The sequence below is a fragment of the Candidatus Microthrix parvicella Bio17-1 genome (assembly GCF_000299415.1).
Taxonomy (GTDB): Bacteria; Actinomycetota; Acidimicrobiia; order Acidimicrobiales; family Microtrichaceae; genus Microthrix; species Microthrix parvicella.
Genome location: NZ_AMPG01000008.1, coordinates 91,986 through 106,101, shown reverse-complemented (window position 1 = coordinate 106,101; position 14,116 = coordinate 91,986). Strand labels below are relative to the sequence as shown.

The following is a 14,116-nucleotide window of genomic DNA, read 5'->3' as shown; positions in this document are numbered from 1 at the left end:
TGGGGTTTGATGGTGAGTATTTGCCGGGGCCGGTGCCGGAGGTGATGTGTTGTTCGATCAGCCAGGTGACCGCGGTCTCGTAGGAGCTGTTGGGTGGGATGTCGGTGAACCCGTGGGCTCCCGTAGGTGCGGGTTCTCCGGCGGCGCGCCACAAGAACAGGGCCATTGGTGCTCGGGTGACCTTGCCCGACGGCGAGAACTTGTCCGGTGAGGTCCCTTGGGTGATCCCGGCTTCCAGCAGCCATCCGACGGCAATGTCGTAGTAGGAACCGACGGGTACATCAGTGAGGCCATGCGGTGCCGGCGCGGTACACGACGCGTCTGCGACGTCCTGTGTGTCGGGTTGGGAACTGCCCTGCGCCCCGGCCGGCGCCCCAAGGGTCGCCACCAATCCCATCACAAATAACCAACCTGCTATCAGCTGAACTACCCGAAGACGCCCCATTGGGAAAACATACCCTTTTGATCAGATAGACAGGCAAGCACAAAGTCAAGATTTATATTGAGTGGGATTCTGGTATCAGGGGGGTAGTGGGGATTGATGGATCTCTGTTGCTGTTGAACGCCACCCAGGTTGAGTTGAGGATGGGGGCCTGGGTTTGGGACAGCTTGGGTGAGGATGGGGTGGCCCTCAGTGGAGTTGTCGTTGCTGTGGGGCGTGGTGAGGCTGGCCGGGTCCTGGACGCGCAAGGGCCCCTCGACAATCACCACATCGGTCGCCGTCCACGAGGTGCGCGTCGATCGCATGGGAACACGACCGGAATCCCAATCGGGTGGCGCTCAACAGTCCGGTGCGTCCCAGTCGAACGGATGCCAGCTGGCGCTACCGTTGGAGCGAAGGTCGCTCAACACATGGCGCTGTCGTCGCCAATCGATCACTCGCTCGGCTCGTTCTTCCGGCGACAGACGATCCCACTTCTCGGCCGTGCCGCCGGCATAGACGTCGTCGTTGTCGATCACCGTGACCGTGACGCCGTGAGCGACGCATCCTTGCGCGAGAGCCGCCGCGAGCGTTGACTTCCCTGCGCCGCTTCGCCATCAATTGCAACGATCATAGAACGGTCTTCTTGCCAGCTGTTACCGTCGACGAGCTTTGCGAAGGTCCCATCCGGCAGCGAACGGTGCTCCTGTGCGAATGCCCCACACCCCACTTGAGAGCACACACGATCCCGCGCCCGTTGTAAGTGCTCGATGCGCCACGGAACCTGCGCTTCCGGTCGCTGGTGTCGGAAACAGTGCAGCACTTGAGAAGGGTAGAAGTAGCGCGGGGCACGCGGACTCGGCATTATTAAATACGAATGAAACCAGGTTCAGTATCGTGTTACCAACACTCCACCTGCGTCACTCCGCCTTGTTGTCGGTGTACCGGTAGACTATCCTGCTGTAGATAAAGGTTCGGGCACAACGTTGGTGCCATGCGCCTGTATCTCGCATGGAGGGACTCGAAATGAATGCTAAGATCGCAACGATTTGCCAGTCCGCGAGCATCTTGGTTGTCACGCTGTTATCCATAGGATGCACCACGGGTGATGGGGAATCGGCGGGAACCATTCCAGTATCTGCTGACAACAGTGTCCAGGACACAGGACTAAGTGGGATCGACGAAGTGACCAACCGCGAATGGCGTGGAATCCAACAAGGAGTGTGTCCGGAAGGGTTGATCAAACTGACGAGGGCAGAGGTCGCCTCGGTTGGTATATCCGAAGAAGGCAACTTTGAGGATGATAACTATCTTAGATGTGTTAACATCTCAGGTATTGATTTGTCAGGTATGAACCTGATGGGAAGCACGCGAGGGATCGGAATGAGTGGTTCGGACATGTCCAATGTCAACCTTAGTCAGGCCGACATGGCTGGCGCCTATTTAACCGGAACAAACTTGGCGGGCGCCGACCTTTCTGGAGCCGACCTGCAGCAAACCTGGATCGACTCGGTCGACTTCTCAGGAGCCAATCTGGAGTCGACAATTCTTGAGGGTGTGCAATGGGAACCCGGCAGTGAACCTACCTGGCCGACAGGGTTTGATCCACCCGAAAACTCCTACAGACCCTAGGAGCGTGGGCCGGTAACGGATAATTGGGTGGTGGGCGTGCGACTGTGGCTGTGGGTGGGTGTTCGTTCGGGTGTGGATGCTGGTGGTTGGACCGCCCTGGGTCAGGCCTGTGGTATGAGCTGTTTGGACTCCGCTGTGTCGACGGTTTCGACGCTTGGTTCGGTTTCGCTGGGGTGATGGCCCCTGGGATTGCCAGCCGAACTCCGCAATGTCGTGCACTCGACCGAGGTCTTCTCGCTCCTTCCATCACCTGGCTGCGGGTAACCGTCAGGCCACACGTGCCGGAACGCACTGCCCGTAGATGATGTAGCACGGCGTGCTACTTTGACTGGATGGAGCAGACCATTACTCAGCGAGAGCTGCGCAACGGTAGTGGCGAGATCATGCGTCGCCTCGACGAAGGCGAGTCCTTCGTCGTCACCCGTAACGGTGTGCCAGTCGGGGAGCTCACACCGCTGCGCCGCCTCCGATTTGTGACCGCAGCGTCTGTCACCGAGATCTTCCGAACCGCACCGACAGTCGACGCTCACAAGTTCCGTCAAGATCTCGATGCCGTTGCCGGCCAAGACGTCACCCCTCGTGGCTGACGAGCGACCCAAGCGGGGGATTCTCGACACCTCGGTAGTGATCGACCTCGATCAACTTGAGGCGCACGCGCTGCCCATCGAGGTCGCCGTCACCGCACTCACGATGGCCGAACTCGCCGCCGGCCCACACGCCGCGACGGACTCCAACGAACGGGCGCGTCGGCAGGACCGGCTGCAGCGAACCGAGGCGGCGTTCGATCCCTTGCCGTTCAATGCCGAAGCGGCGAGGGCGTACGGGCGGATCTATGCAGCGGTCCTATCTGTTGGTCGGAAGGCGCGAGGGACCCGGGCTGTCGACTTGATGATCGCCGCAATCGCTTGCTCGGTAGGGCTACCGCTTTACACGCGGAACCCCGGGGACTTCGCAGCTTTGGGCGATCTGGTGGAAATCATCGCGATTTGAGTGCCCACCCTCTCGCTTACCTGGATAGTGGATCGTCCGTTGTCGTGCGCCAGTTGGTAGGGACCACTTTTGGGTGGTTGCGCCACCTGGTAGGGACCACCCTTGCGCCAGCTGAAAGGGGCCACTTGTGCGGGTCCCCCGGGGTCGGTGTCGTAGACGCTGAACTGCCGTCGTTGCGTCCACGACCCGGCGATATCGTCTCGAACTGGTTCGGCTACACCGAGTTCGGCGGCGAGACCGGCAATCCCCTCCTGTCTCGTCATCAGCGGTAACGGCAGCTCTCGTCTTCCGGATGGCTCCGGCATCGGGCTCCGGCATCGGGCTTCGGCACATGTAGGTGGCGCTCAGACGCAGCCATTCATTTCGTCGTCGTCCCTCCTGGGTCCAGAGATGCGTCGCCCAGCCGCCACAGCTGGGGAACGGTCAGCTGTGGGCTCCGTTTCCCAGCTTGTGCGAGCCCAGACCCGTATGCTCCACTACCTGCGTGGATACGCAGCCAGTGGACCCGTCGGATGATCAGCTGGAAACTGCAGTGGCGACCTTGAAGCTTCTAGCCGATCCCACCCGACTTCGGGTCGTGTGGACGCTGTTGCACGGCCGCCACGCAGTGAACGATCTCGCCGAGCATGTGGGTGCCAACCCGGCTGCTGTTTCCCAGCACCTGGCAAAGCTGCGTCTTGCCAAGCTCGTTCGGACCGAGCGGCAGGGAACCCGGGTCCTCTACGCCTTGGTCAACGATCACATCGAGCGACTTGCAACCGAGGCTCTGTTTAACAGTCAGCACATCGCAGGAACGGCCCATCCCCACCAACGCCCTGATAGTCAACACTCCCACTCCCACCCCCACCCCCACCCCCACTCCCACGCTCACGTCGACGATGCCGCTGATGGAGCTGCCGGGTGATTCGCGCCCTTCGCCAACGCTCGAAACCGGGAACGACGACGCAACCCTTGGCCGCCGAAGCGTCTGCTGCGTCTGACCCCCGCGCCTTGTTCTTCTTCGAGGATGTCGTCGTCGAGCGCGGAGCTCACACGATCCTCGAGCTCGACCGCGTCGCCATCCCGATCGACGGCGCCACCGCCATCATCGGTCCGTCGGGCTCGGGGAAGTCGACGCTCCTGCGACTCTGCAATCGACTGGAAGCCCCCAGTTCCGGCACGGTCCGCTACCGCGGCAACGACCTTTCCACCATCGAACCGACCGAACTGCGGCGCCGGGTGGCCATGGTCTTCCAGCGGCCCACCGCCCTCGACGGCAGCGCAGCCGACAACCTCCGCGAGGTAGACCCGACCCTAAACGACGACGACATCGAGGTCGCCCTGGTCCGAGTCGGACTCGACGGCGCACTTGCCAAACGCTCAGCCCGCGACCTCTCTGGCGGTGAACTCCAGCGGCTTGGCTTGGCCCGATCGCTCACCACCCGCCCTGACGTGCTCCTCCTCGATGAGGGCACGAGCGCCCTCGACCCGAACAGCGCCGCCCACATCGAACAACTCGTAGCGAAGCTCACCGTAGAAGGGATCACCCCCATCTGGGTCACCCACGATTTCGACCAACTCGTTCGCGTCGCCCGTAACACCCTGGTGGTCGTCGCCGGGCGAGTCCTCCAGCACGGCACCGTCCGTGACGTCCTGGCCCGCCCCCTCCCCGAGGTCGACCGCTTCCTGCAGGGTGAGGTCAGGTGAGTAGCGCCTCGTCCATTGGTATCGAAGGGGTCGCAGCTTCGATGATCCTGATCGTCGCCGCCATCGTGGTGTCGATGCGCAAGCACCTCGGCCTTGAGCGCTCCATAGCGTGGGCCAGTCTCCGAGCCCTGGCGCAGATGCTCGCCATCGGGGGTGCCCTCGGACTCGTCCTTGCCGACGACACCCCGCAGGTCTGGTCATGGCTCTGGGTTGCGGCCATGGTCGTCATCGGCTCAGCCACCATTGCCAATCGGGCCAAGGAGATCCCCGGTCTCTTCAGCCTCAGCATGGTGGCCCTCGGCTCTGCGGTTGGCGTGAGTCTGGTCGTGGTCTTCGGCCTCGGGATCTTTCCGGTCGAACCTCGCACGATCGTCCCGACCGCAGGGATGCTGCTCGGCAACACGATCGCGGCCACCGTCCTCGCGGCACGTCGCACCCTCGCCGAGATCAGTGAGCACCGCGACCAGATCGAAGTTCGCCTCTCGCTTGGCCAGACCGGACCCATGGCTGTCCGACCCCACGTACGAGAGGCCCTACGCACCGCAATCGGCCCACAGATCGAGACCACCAAGATCGTTGGCCTCATCGCTCTACCCGGCACCATGACCGGGCTCCTGTTGGCCGGTGTCGATCCCGTCGATGCCGTCCTGGTGCAAACCGCGGTGATGTTCCTCATCCTCGGCTCAGTCGCCATCACCGCCGTCGTCATCGGTGGCGGCGTCGCCCGGCGGCTGAGCACGAGCGATCATCGACTCGAACTGCCGACGCCCGTCAAGCGAGCGCTGCCATCACCATCGTCGCCCGAAGGTTGAGAGTTCGAATCGCTCCCGCCCTGCAAGCCAGGTTCCATACGGGGGACTGGGATGTAGCCGATCCGGCGGGTTTGTTGGCGCGCCGCCCTCAACAGCCGGCCACGCGCCTATACGGCCTTCATTGGGTGAGTCCCATCACGTGGGGTTGCTCGGTTGAGCGATGACTGATGCGCTGCGGTTCCTGCAGGCTCTGATGGGCGTTGGGCTGAGAGCCAAGGGAGCGTCTGGGCGGAGCCGGACCGCACGCCGCTGAGGACCGGGCGGGGGGTTGTCTCCCCCGGGTGTGCGACCGCTGGGCGTCATCTGGTGCTCATGGCTCCGCGGCGAACTGCTGGGCGAACAGGCAGCGGTCGCGGCAGCGGAGATCGTCCGGATCGTAAAATTTGTGTACCCAGAGGTCGGTGGTGCCCAGGTGCCAGCCGATCCTGGCGGCGGCTTCGACCGGCTTGGCCGTGTTGATCTTTGGGGAGGATCCATCCGTGCTGAAGCGACTGAGGAAGTTGAAGTGGTCGACGAGTTCGATCGCCTCGATCGCAAATGCGGTGGCCACGTCGGGGTCGTTGATCTCGATGAGGTTGTCTCCGTTGACTTGTTCTCCGCGCAGCGCCAGGTTGGACGATCCGCAGTAGACAACCGGCGCCTCACCGTTAAAGCCACACACCACGAACTTGTGGTGGATCTGGTGCCCGGCCACGCGTGGAACCTGGTTGAAGGGAGGGGGTAACCGAACCGCGGTGGGCTTGCCCGTGACCAGCACCCCGCCGGGTTGTCCGGGCCGGTACAGCTTGATGCCGTCCGGGTTGTCCGAGATGCCGTAGCTGAAACAGGCCGGATCAGCATGCAGCTCGTTGAGGGCGAAGTAGACGGGGTTGCCCGCCCGCCGCTCGTCGTCGCTCGCCGGCGGCGATCCCTTCTTCCGTCGGGTGCTCAGCTCCATGACGGCGAAGAGAACGCTTCGGCCCGAAGCGGGTGCCGCCGTCGACTCATGGTCGAGGCGTCCGAGGAGCCCGCCGAGGATCGAAGTGGCGTTCTCGTTGGAGTGGGGTGAGAAGTGGATCGCGGTGCTGGGGACGTGTGCGGTGGCGAACGACACGGCCGACCGATCGAGCCCAGTTTCGAGCCAGGACCGTCGGGCCACGTCGCCATCCCACGTAGCGTCAAACACGGTCCGGTAGGTCGTGGCCACCTTGGGGTCGTCGAACACCAGCACGTGGTTGGAGTTGACGTAGAGGCCGGTGGTCGAGAAGTTGGTCGAGCCGGTCAGCACTTTTCGGGCTCTGTTCTTGCGCGAAGCGATCAGCACCTTGTTGTGGCTGTAGCGCCCGAAGTGGCCCCGCTTGATCTGGCTCCCGGGCAGCGCGACGAACCGCTCCGCAAACTCGTCTTCGGGCTTACGCCTGCCCGACGGTGGTGGCTTTGCGTCGTGGTGCAGCGCGGCGTTGTCGAGGATGATGCGGGTGCGGGCGGCCAGCGTGGGGTCGAGAAGGCGCGTGAGGATCGCCGGCTCGTTCAGGTCGTAGGCAAACACGTCCAGCGTCATGTCCGGGTCGGCTCGAACCTCGTCCAACAGCTCGAGGATCAGTGGTCGTGCGGTGAAGCCGAGCCAGCGATGCTGATCCTCGAAGGTGAAGCTGGTGCCATCGGTGGCGACACCCGCGATTTGCGAGGTGTCCCACACGAGCTCCGGGTCGTGGGGCTCAAACGTCGCTTTAGGGCCGAAGTGGTCGGCGTACGCTTGGGATTGGACGAACCCCCGGGTGAAGCCGACCCGCAAACGGCCCTTGCGAAACGGCGCCACCTCGATCGTCAGGCTGGCGCCCAGGGCATGGTCGATCGGCGCCATCGACCGGTCGACGAAGTAGCGGGGCGTCACGGTGTAGGAGTACCGACCCAGGTTGGGCTGAAGCCGCTGGTGCACCAGACCGGGATGGTGCACCCAGCGAAAGGCGTGAAACGGCGAGTTGATCGATGCCCTGGTCGGTTGCGCAGGATCCTGGGCATGTGCCGATGGATCGGCGAAGGTGAGGCGGTTGTACAGGAAGTACGCCGCGCCGCCAGGCGGTTGGGCGATGATCGTAAATCCGGCGAGCCCCGATGTCGCCGCGTCGTCGAGTTCCCAGGAGAGCAACGTCTTGGCGTCACCCTGGCGGGCGCGGAGGCGAAAAGGCCCGGTGCTCGCGGTGCTCACTGACATGGTGGCGACCTCCGAAGCCAACATCGCACGGATAAAGCGAGCTTGCAACCGAATGATCCACCTACCCGATGGTCGCCGAAACAACGGTGGGCCCCTCGCCGTTCGTCATCGAGGATCAGTGGGCCCGGCGGCGTGGCCTGACGCTTGTCAGCCGAGCCGGTCTCTGATCTGGACGTACACCTCCGGGCCCACCAAGGCGGTCAGTTCCTCGGCGAGTGAATGAACCACCGTTGTTTCGCCGATGAAGGGCTCCGGTTCTTCGGTGCAACACCAGGCGATGGTCAGGTCGTCGTCGTCCCAATCGCTGCGCGCCCAATGTCGCAGGACCTTCGACCCGTCGGAGCGGGTCTCCGCGCGAAGTGGCAACTGCCAACACACTGATGGCTTCCATTCGGTTGGCGACTCCCCGGCATCGATTGCGGCGAGGTGAAGCGCGCATCCCTCTCCACCCTCAAACCCGGGACGGTTGTGGAAGATGCAGGCACCGTCGACCACCCGCGTAAGGGTACGAGCATCGTCGGCGTAGATGCCGCCTTCGTGGGCCTCGGCGTGGAACTGGAACACTGACGGATCGAGGAACATAGCCAACGCACCGGTGTTCATCGACTCTTCTTCATCGAGAAACTTGGTGCCGTGCGAGCAGCAACCTTGGTTCAGGTGCTCTGCGTCTCTTGGCAGGATTCCTTTGCAGCCGTTACCCCAGATGCAGGTCCAGTTCGACGTCAGGAATGCAGCGTCGACATCCCAGATCGTCCCGTCAACGGGATCCTCGAACCGCTCGCGCTGTTGTTCGCTCAAGCCGTGAGACTAGACGAGCGGGGCGATCATTGATGTGGCCTGCAGCAGTCCCCACTAATCTTGGATATGCATCTGGTTGCGGTCACCCCGTTGCCCCCGCTGGACGAGCATTCGTTGCTGGTTCTGTGGTGTCAGATCCTGGTGGTGCTCTTCTTCGCCCGAGCCGGTGGCTACGCCGCTCGGCGCTCCGGTATGCCTCGTGTCATCGGCGAGCTGCTTTCCGGGGTGGTGCTTGGCCCGTCCCTGCTGGGTCAGGTCTGGCCTGGGGGGTTTGCCTGGCTCTTCCCGGCGAGCGAGCGGCAGTCTGGCCTGCTGTTGGGCCTCGCATGGGTGGGCATTGTGTTCCTGCTGGGTACGACCGGTGCCGAGGTGGACTTGTCGACGATCAAAAGTCAGGGTCGGGCGGCGATCCTGGTGACCGTCGGCAGCCTGGGTGTCCCGCTGGCGGTTGGAGCATTGGTCGGCTCGCTGCTCCCCGACTTCTTCGTTGGTGCAGGCGCAGCGCGGGCCGTCTTCCTGATGTTCTTTGCCGTGGCGTTCGCCATCTCGTCCCTTCCGGTGGCGGCTCGAATCCTTGCGGACCTCGGTTTGATGGATCGGCCCTTCGCTCAGGTGGCCCTCGGGGTTGCGACGGTGAACGACATCGTTGGCTGGCTGCTTTTGGGGGTGGTGGTGGGGATTGCCGAATCCGGGTCGTTTGAACTGGCGCCGCTGGTGACCGCGGTCCTCGCAGTGACGGTGACCGGGCTGGTTGTGATTCGCTTCGGTCCGACCCTGCTCGACCGCGTGGCCAAAGCTGTGGAAGAGCGGGAGGGTGGACCGGCGGCCGAGGTGAGCCTGGTGGTGCTCACGCTGATCGGGGTGGGGACGATCACCCACGCCGTCGGCATCGAGGTGGTGATCGGTGCGTTCATCGCCGGTATCGCCATCGGTGGTAGCCGACTGGCACACAGCACGGGCTTTCGTTCGTTGGAGTGGGTGACCAACGGCATCTTTGCCCCACTGTTCTTCGCCATCGCCGGCGTTCGTGTCGACCTGACCCAACTGGTTGAACCAGAGGTGGCGTTCTGGGCGGTCATCGTGACCCTTGCGGCGACCGTCGCCAAGGTGGCGGGCTCCTACGTGGGCGGGCGGGTCGGCGGTGTGGGTCGGCGCGACTCGCTGGGGTTGGGTGCCTCGTTGAACGCCCGCGGCGCCCTCGAGATCGTCGTCGCCACCGTTGGGCTCTCCCTCGGGGTGATCGACACTCGTGCCTACACGGTGATCGTGGTGATGGCCCTGGTGACCACGGCGCTGACCGGGCCGGTGCTCAAGCGCCTCTACGGCAGTGAAGGCGAAGGAGTCCCCACGGTTGTGCCCGGCACCGAAGTTGCTTCGCCCGAGCCGTAGACCCGCCCGTTGCGTTGGGAACGTGATGGCGACCGGGCAGAAAAAGGCCCGGCCGCTCTCGGTGGATCGCTGCGGCGGCGATAGGGTTTTGGTTGCTCACGCGCAGCGCCGCTCGTGTGCGTTTCCCAACGCATGCGGACCCCCTGCATCCACTGAAAATCTGAGGTCACACCTTGCCTCGTCCGAGTTCCTTCAAACGCCGCCTGGTCGGGCGGCCGTTGGCGTCGTTCGCCGAAAGCCACGAACGCCTGGGTAAACCCACGGCGCTGGCCGTTTTGGCCTCCGACGCCATCTCATCAACTGCCTATGCGGGAGAGGAGATTCTCCGGGTGCTGGTGCCGGTGGTGGCACTGGCGGCTCTGGAGGACCTGATCCCCATCGCCGTGGTGGTGTGCATCTTGTTGCTGGTGGTGATCTCTTCGTACCGCCAGACCATTCATGCCTACCCCAATGGTGGCGGATCGTACGTGGTGTCGAAGGAGAACCTGGGTATCACGCCGGCGTTGGTGGCGGGCGCCTCGCTGCTGTCCGACTACGTGTTGACGGCGGCCGTGTCGGTGTCGGCGGGTGTTGCCGCCATCACGTCGGCCTATCCGTCGCTCTATCAGTATCGGGTCGAAATATGCGTTGGGTTCATCACGCTGATCGCCGTCGGTAACCTGCGAGGCTTGCGCGAGTCGGGGAAGCTCTTCGCCGGTCCCACTTTTGCCTACATCGTCGCCCTGGGGGCGTTGATCACCGCAGGACTCTTCCGGTCCTACACCGGCAGCCTCCCCCCGATGCCGCCGAACCAGGCTGCTCTGAACGAACTGACCGACAACGGCGCCACACTCGGGGTGCTCACCCCGCTGCTCCTGCTGCGAGCGTTCTCATCGGGCGCCGTGGCGCTGACCGGCGTTGAGGCCATCTCCAACGGCGTGCCGGCGTTCAAGAAGCCAGAAGCAAAGAACGCGGCCACCACCCTCACCTGGATGGGCATCATCCTGGGTGTCGGATTCTTTGGTACGTCGCTGTTGGCCCACCGGTTGCAGCCCACCCTGTTGCCCGACGAGACGCTGTTTTCCACCATGGGCCGCGCCGTGTTCGGTGACGGATCGATCTCCTACCTGTTCCTACAGTTCGCCACCTTCGCCATTTTGGTGTTGGCGGCCAACACCGCCTTCGCCGACTTTCCCCGGCTGGCCTCCATCGTGGCGAAAGATGGGTACCTCCCTCGCCAATTCGTCAGCCGCGGTGACCGCCTGGTGTTCTCCAACGGCATCATCGTGCTGGCCGGGATGGCCGTCGTTCTGCTGGTCGTCTTCCAGGGTGACACCTCGGCGCTGATTCCGCTGTACGCAGTGGGCGTGTTCACCGGGTTCACCCTGTCGCAAACCGGCATGGTGCGCCACCACCTCAAGCTGCGTGAGGGCAAGTGGCAACGCAACGTGGTGATCAACGGTATGGGAGCCGTGATGACCGGTGTGGTGCTGATCGTGGTGGTGGTGTCCAAATTCACCATCGGCGCCTGGATTCCCGTGGTGCTCATCCCGCTGATCGTCGTGTTCTTCCGAACCGTGCACGAGCACTACCGGCGGGTGGGGGAGGACCTCCGCCCGCGGGCCGGGTATGCCCCGGTACTCAGCGGCAACTCGGTGGTGTTGCTGGTGGGCGGGGTGCACCGAGGCACGCTGGATGCGCTGGCCTACGCCCGAACGCTCAAGCCCGACCATCTCCATGCGGTGCACGTCTCCATGGACAATGAGAGCGCCGAGCGGGTACGGGCCGAGTGGGACAAGCGCCGGCCGAAGTTCCCCCTTGAGGTGATTCCATCGCCGTATCGTGAGCTGGCCGGACCGTTGATTGCCCACCTCGACCGCATCGCGGGCCGTGACCACGACGATGTGACCACCGTGGTGATCCCCGACTACGTCGAGGCTCACTGGTGGGACAACATGCTGCACAATCAATCAACCCTGGCACTCACCCGGAGGCTGCGAGATCGGCCCAAAACCGTGGTGATCACCGTGCCGGTGCACGCCCGCAGAGTGCGGGCCGAGCCGCCGCCCTCCTGATCGGCAGCGGCTCCTGCCTGGGACACGGTGGCACCGACAGCGGTGCGCACCGACACCAAGAGGCAAGGCATGGACTTGAACAGAATTGATGGCGCGCCAACCGGGGGCGTGGGTAGGTTGACCGTCAGCCACCACATCACGTTGTCGATCCTGGCGAAGGTGCTCCGCGACTCGGGTGTCTGGCCACGGTCGATCGGAGCGTCCATCATCGTGATCTCAACGAACTTGCAGCGGGTCAGGCTTGACCTCTTCGCGATGGCTGATCATGACTGAGGACGCCACCAACGGACCGCCGGTTGCTGAAGGTTCCTCCTCGCTGCGATCTCGGTTGAGCCACGGCGATGAGATCGTCGATCCGGTCACCTGGGCAGGCGGGATACCCACGGCGAAGGGGATTACTCCGCGGGTGCGGTTGGGGCGTCAGCGTTGGTTCGTCCTCCTGTGGTTGTTGCCGATCGGGTTCGGGCTGTTGATCGTGGCGGTGGCGGCGGCCAAGGGTCTGCGTCATACCGAAGCGGTGCAGGACTTCATCACGCGAAACCCGGGCACGGTGGTACCTGCGGGGGCGCGTCGTAGTGCTGGCTTCCCGATCTGGGCGGGAGTGCAGCACTTTTTCAACCTCTTCCTGATGATCTTCATCATCCGGTCGGGCATCCAGATCCTGAGCGATCATCCTCGCCTGTACTGGACCCGGCACAGCACGCCGGGTCGTGACTGGTTCAGGTTCCAGAAACCGGTCCCGGCCGACCCGCTGTGGACCGCCAAGGACGACTCGGTGGGTCTTCCTCCCTATGTGGGCCTTCCAGGGATTCGTCACTCGATCGGGCTCGCCCGGTGGTGGCATCTCGGGATCGACACGCTGTGGCTGGCCAACGGCCTGGTCTTCTACGTGCTGGTGTTTGCCACCGGGCATTGGCGGCGCCTGGTTCCCACCTCGTGGGCGGTGATCCCCAACTCGGTGTCGGTGATGATCCAGTACCTGTCGCTGGATTGGCCACTCGACAACGGTTGGGTCGCCTATAACAGCCTCCAACTCGTCGCCTACTTCATCACGGTGTTTCTAGCGGCGCCGCTCGCCATGATCACCGGCCTCGGGATGTCACCGGCGCTGTCCACCCGCTTCAAGAGCGTCAGCAAGTTCATGAGCATCCAGGTGGCGCGTTCGCTGCACTTCCTGGTCTTCGTGTGGTTCCTGGTGTTCATCGTCGTCCACGTGACGTTTGTCTTCACCACGGGGCTCCTGCGGAACCTCAATCACATCTATGCCTTCCGTGACGATTCCAGTTGGGTCGGCTTCATCGTGTTCGCCGCAACCATGGTGGTCGTGATCGTCGGCTGGCTGGCGGCGTCACCGTTCACCATGCGTCACCCCCGGGTGGTTCAGCGGGTGGGGTACGCCCTGATCGGGGGAGCCGAGAAGCTGTTCGAACACGTGGACGCCACACCGGGTGAATACACCGAGCACGACATCTCCCCGTATTTCTGGCACAACGGCGAGTATCCCGTTTCGGAGGAGTACAAGGCATTGGCGGCGGGCGGGTTTGCGGAGTATCGACTGAGGATCGGTGGGTTGGTCAGCCACCCTCGCAAGTTGAGTCTCGACGAACTGCGAGCCCTGCCCCATCACGAACAGATCACCCAGCATTTCTGCATCCAGGGGTGGTCGGGGGTTGCCAAGTGGGGAGGGGTCTCCATGGCTTCGGTCATGGATCTCGTCGAGCCACTCCCGGAGGCGCGTTGGGTTGTCTTCTATTCCCTCGGTGATGGTCCCGAACATGGGTTGTACTACGACGCTCACCCGATTGAGCAGATGCGATACCACCTCACGATGCTGGCCTACGACATGAACGATGAGCCGCTGTCCTATGGCCATGGTGCCCCACTGCGTTTGCGCAACGAGGTCCAACTCGGGTTCAAGCAGGTGAAATGGGTCGCCGGAATCGAATTTGTGTCGCAGTTCTCAGACCTGGGCGGTGGCTTCGGTGGCTACAACGAGGACCATGAATTCTTCGGCTACCGACAGTCGATCTGACCGGACGGCGAAGCAACGGCTGAGCCGCAGAACCCAGCGGGTACTCGACCCCATGGCGTCCCATCGAGCGTCTGTGACGTTCTTCGAGATCGGCAGCAATGCCGTCGC

Annotated in this window: 12 protein-coding genes and 1 pseudogene; 9 read left to right on the top strand and 4 right to left on the bottom strand. The window is 63.5% G+C overall.

All coding sequences use genetic code 11. The annotated features are described in order from the left end of the window. A partial coding sequence (locus MPARV_RS23255) for an S-layer homology domain-containing protein (RefSeq protein ID WP_020379476.1) occupies positions 1–397 on the bottom strand: 397 nt, incomplete at its 3' end. 383 nt (positions 398–780) lie between these two features. After that, positions 781–1,020 (bottom strand): annotated as a pseudogene (locus MPARV_RS0119640) (hypothetical protein); the annotation flags it as partial. A gap of 427 nt (positions 1,021–1,447) precedes the next feature. On the opposite strand from MPARV_RS0119640, the gene MPARV_RS24030 reads away from it, so the two are divergent. From MPARV_RS24030 to MPARV_RS0119605, 6 genes are all read left to right on the top strand, one after another. After that, a complete protein-coding gene (locus MPARV_RS24030; protein ID WP_202948868.1) occupies positions 1,448–2,053 on the top strand; it encodes a pentapeptide repeat-containing protein in 606 nt (201 codons plus the stop codon). 332 nt (positions 2,054–2,385) lie between these two features. After that, positions 2,386–2,640: a type II toxin-antitoxin system Phd/YefM family antitoxin gene (locus tag MPARV_RS0119630; protein ID WP_020379473.1), complete on the top strand. Its 255-nt coding sequence runs from the start codon at positions 2,386–2,388 to the stop codon at positions 2,638–2,640. After that, positions 2,603–3,043, top strand: a complete 441-nt coding sequence (locus MPARV_RS0119625) for a type II toxin-antitoxin system VapC family toxin (RefSeq protein WP_012227828.1) — start codon at positions 2,603–2,605, stop codon at positions 3,041–3,043. The genes MPARV_RS0119630 and MPARV_RS0119625 overlap by 38 nt, the downstream gene beginning before the upstream one ends. A gap of 532 nt (positions 3,044–3,575) precedes the next feature. Then, positions 3,576–3,947: an ArsR/SmtB family transcription factor gene (locus MPARV_RS24025; RefSeq protein WP_420886295.1), complete on the top strand. Its 372-nt coding sequence runs from the start codon at positions 3,576–3,578 to the stop codon at positions 3,945–3,947. Next, positions 3,944–4,729, top strand: a complete 786-nt coding sequence (locus tag MPARV_RS0119610; RefSeq protein ID WP_020379470.1) for an ATP-binding cassette domain-containing protein — start codon at positions 3,944–3,946, stop codon at positions 4,727–4,729. The genes MPARV_RS24025 and MPARV_RS0119610 overlap by 4 nt, the downstream gene beginning before the upstream one ends. After that, the gene (locus tag MPARV_RS0119605; protein WP_012227837.1) at positions 4,726–5,541 is read left to right on the top strand and encodes an ABC transporter permease; all 816 of its coding nucleotides are present in this window, start codon (positions 4,726–4,728) and stop codon (positions 5,539–5,541) included. The genes MPARV_RS0119610 and MPARV_RS0119605 overlap by 4 nt, the downstream gene beginning before the upstream one ends. A gap of 310 nt (positions 5,542–5,851) precedes the next feature. On the opposite strand, the gene MPARV_RS0119600 is transcribed toward MPARV_RS0119605, so the two are convergent. Then, on the bottom strand, positions 5,852–7,735 hold the full coding sequence (locus MPARV_RS0119600) for a phospholipase D-like domain-containing protein (protein ID WP_100221379.1): 1,884 nt from the start codon (positions 7,733–7,735) through the stop codon (positions 5,852–5,854). A gap of 147 nt (positions 7,736–7,882) precedes the next feature. Next, positions 7,883–8,533: a DUF3109 family protein gene (locus MPARV_RS0119595; protein WP_020379468.1), complete on the bottom strand. Its 651-nt coding sequence runs from the start codon at positions 8,531–8,533 to the stop codon at positions 7,883–7,885. Between the two features lie 66 nt (positions 8,534–8,599). Here MPARV_RS0119595 and MPARV_RS0119590 point away from each other — a divergent pair, with 66 nt between their 5' ends. The 3 genes from MPARV_RS0119590 (at position 8,600) to MPARV_RS0119575 (ending at position 14,008) form a co-directional block, all read left to right on the top strand. Continuing rightward, the gene (locus MPARV_RS0119590) at positions 8,600–9,922 is read left to right on the top strand and encodes a cation:proton antiporter (RefSeq protein WP_012227843.1); all 1,323 of its coding nucleotides are present in this window, start codon (positions 8,600–8,602) and stop codon (positions 9,920–9,922) included. Positions 9,923–10,095: 173 nt separating this feature from the next. Then, positions 10,096–11,976 (top strand): APC family permease, encoded by a 1,881-nt coding sequence (locus tag MPARV_RS0119585; protein WP_012227845.1) that lies wholly within the window; start codon positions 10,096–10,098, stop codon positions 11,974–11,976. Between the two features lie 265 nt (positions 11,977–12,241). Continuing rightward, complete coding sequence (locus tag MPARV_RS0119575) at positions 12,242–14,008, top strand: molybdopterin-dependent oxidoreductase (protein ID WP_020379465.1); 1,767 nt, start codon at positions 12,242–12,244, stop codon at positions 14,006–14,008. Positions 14,009–14,116: the final 108 nt, after the last annotated feature.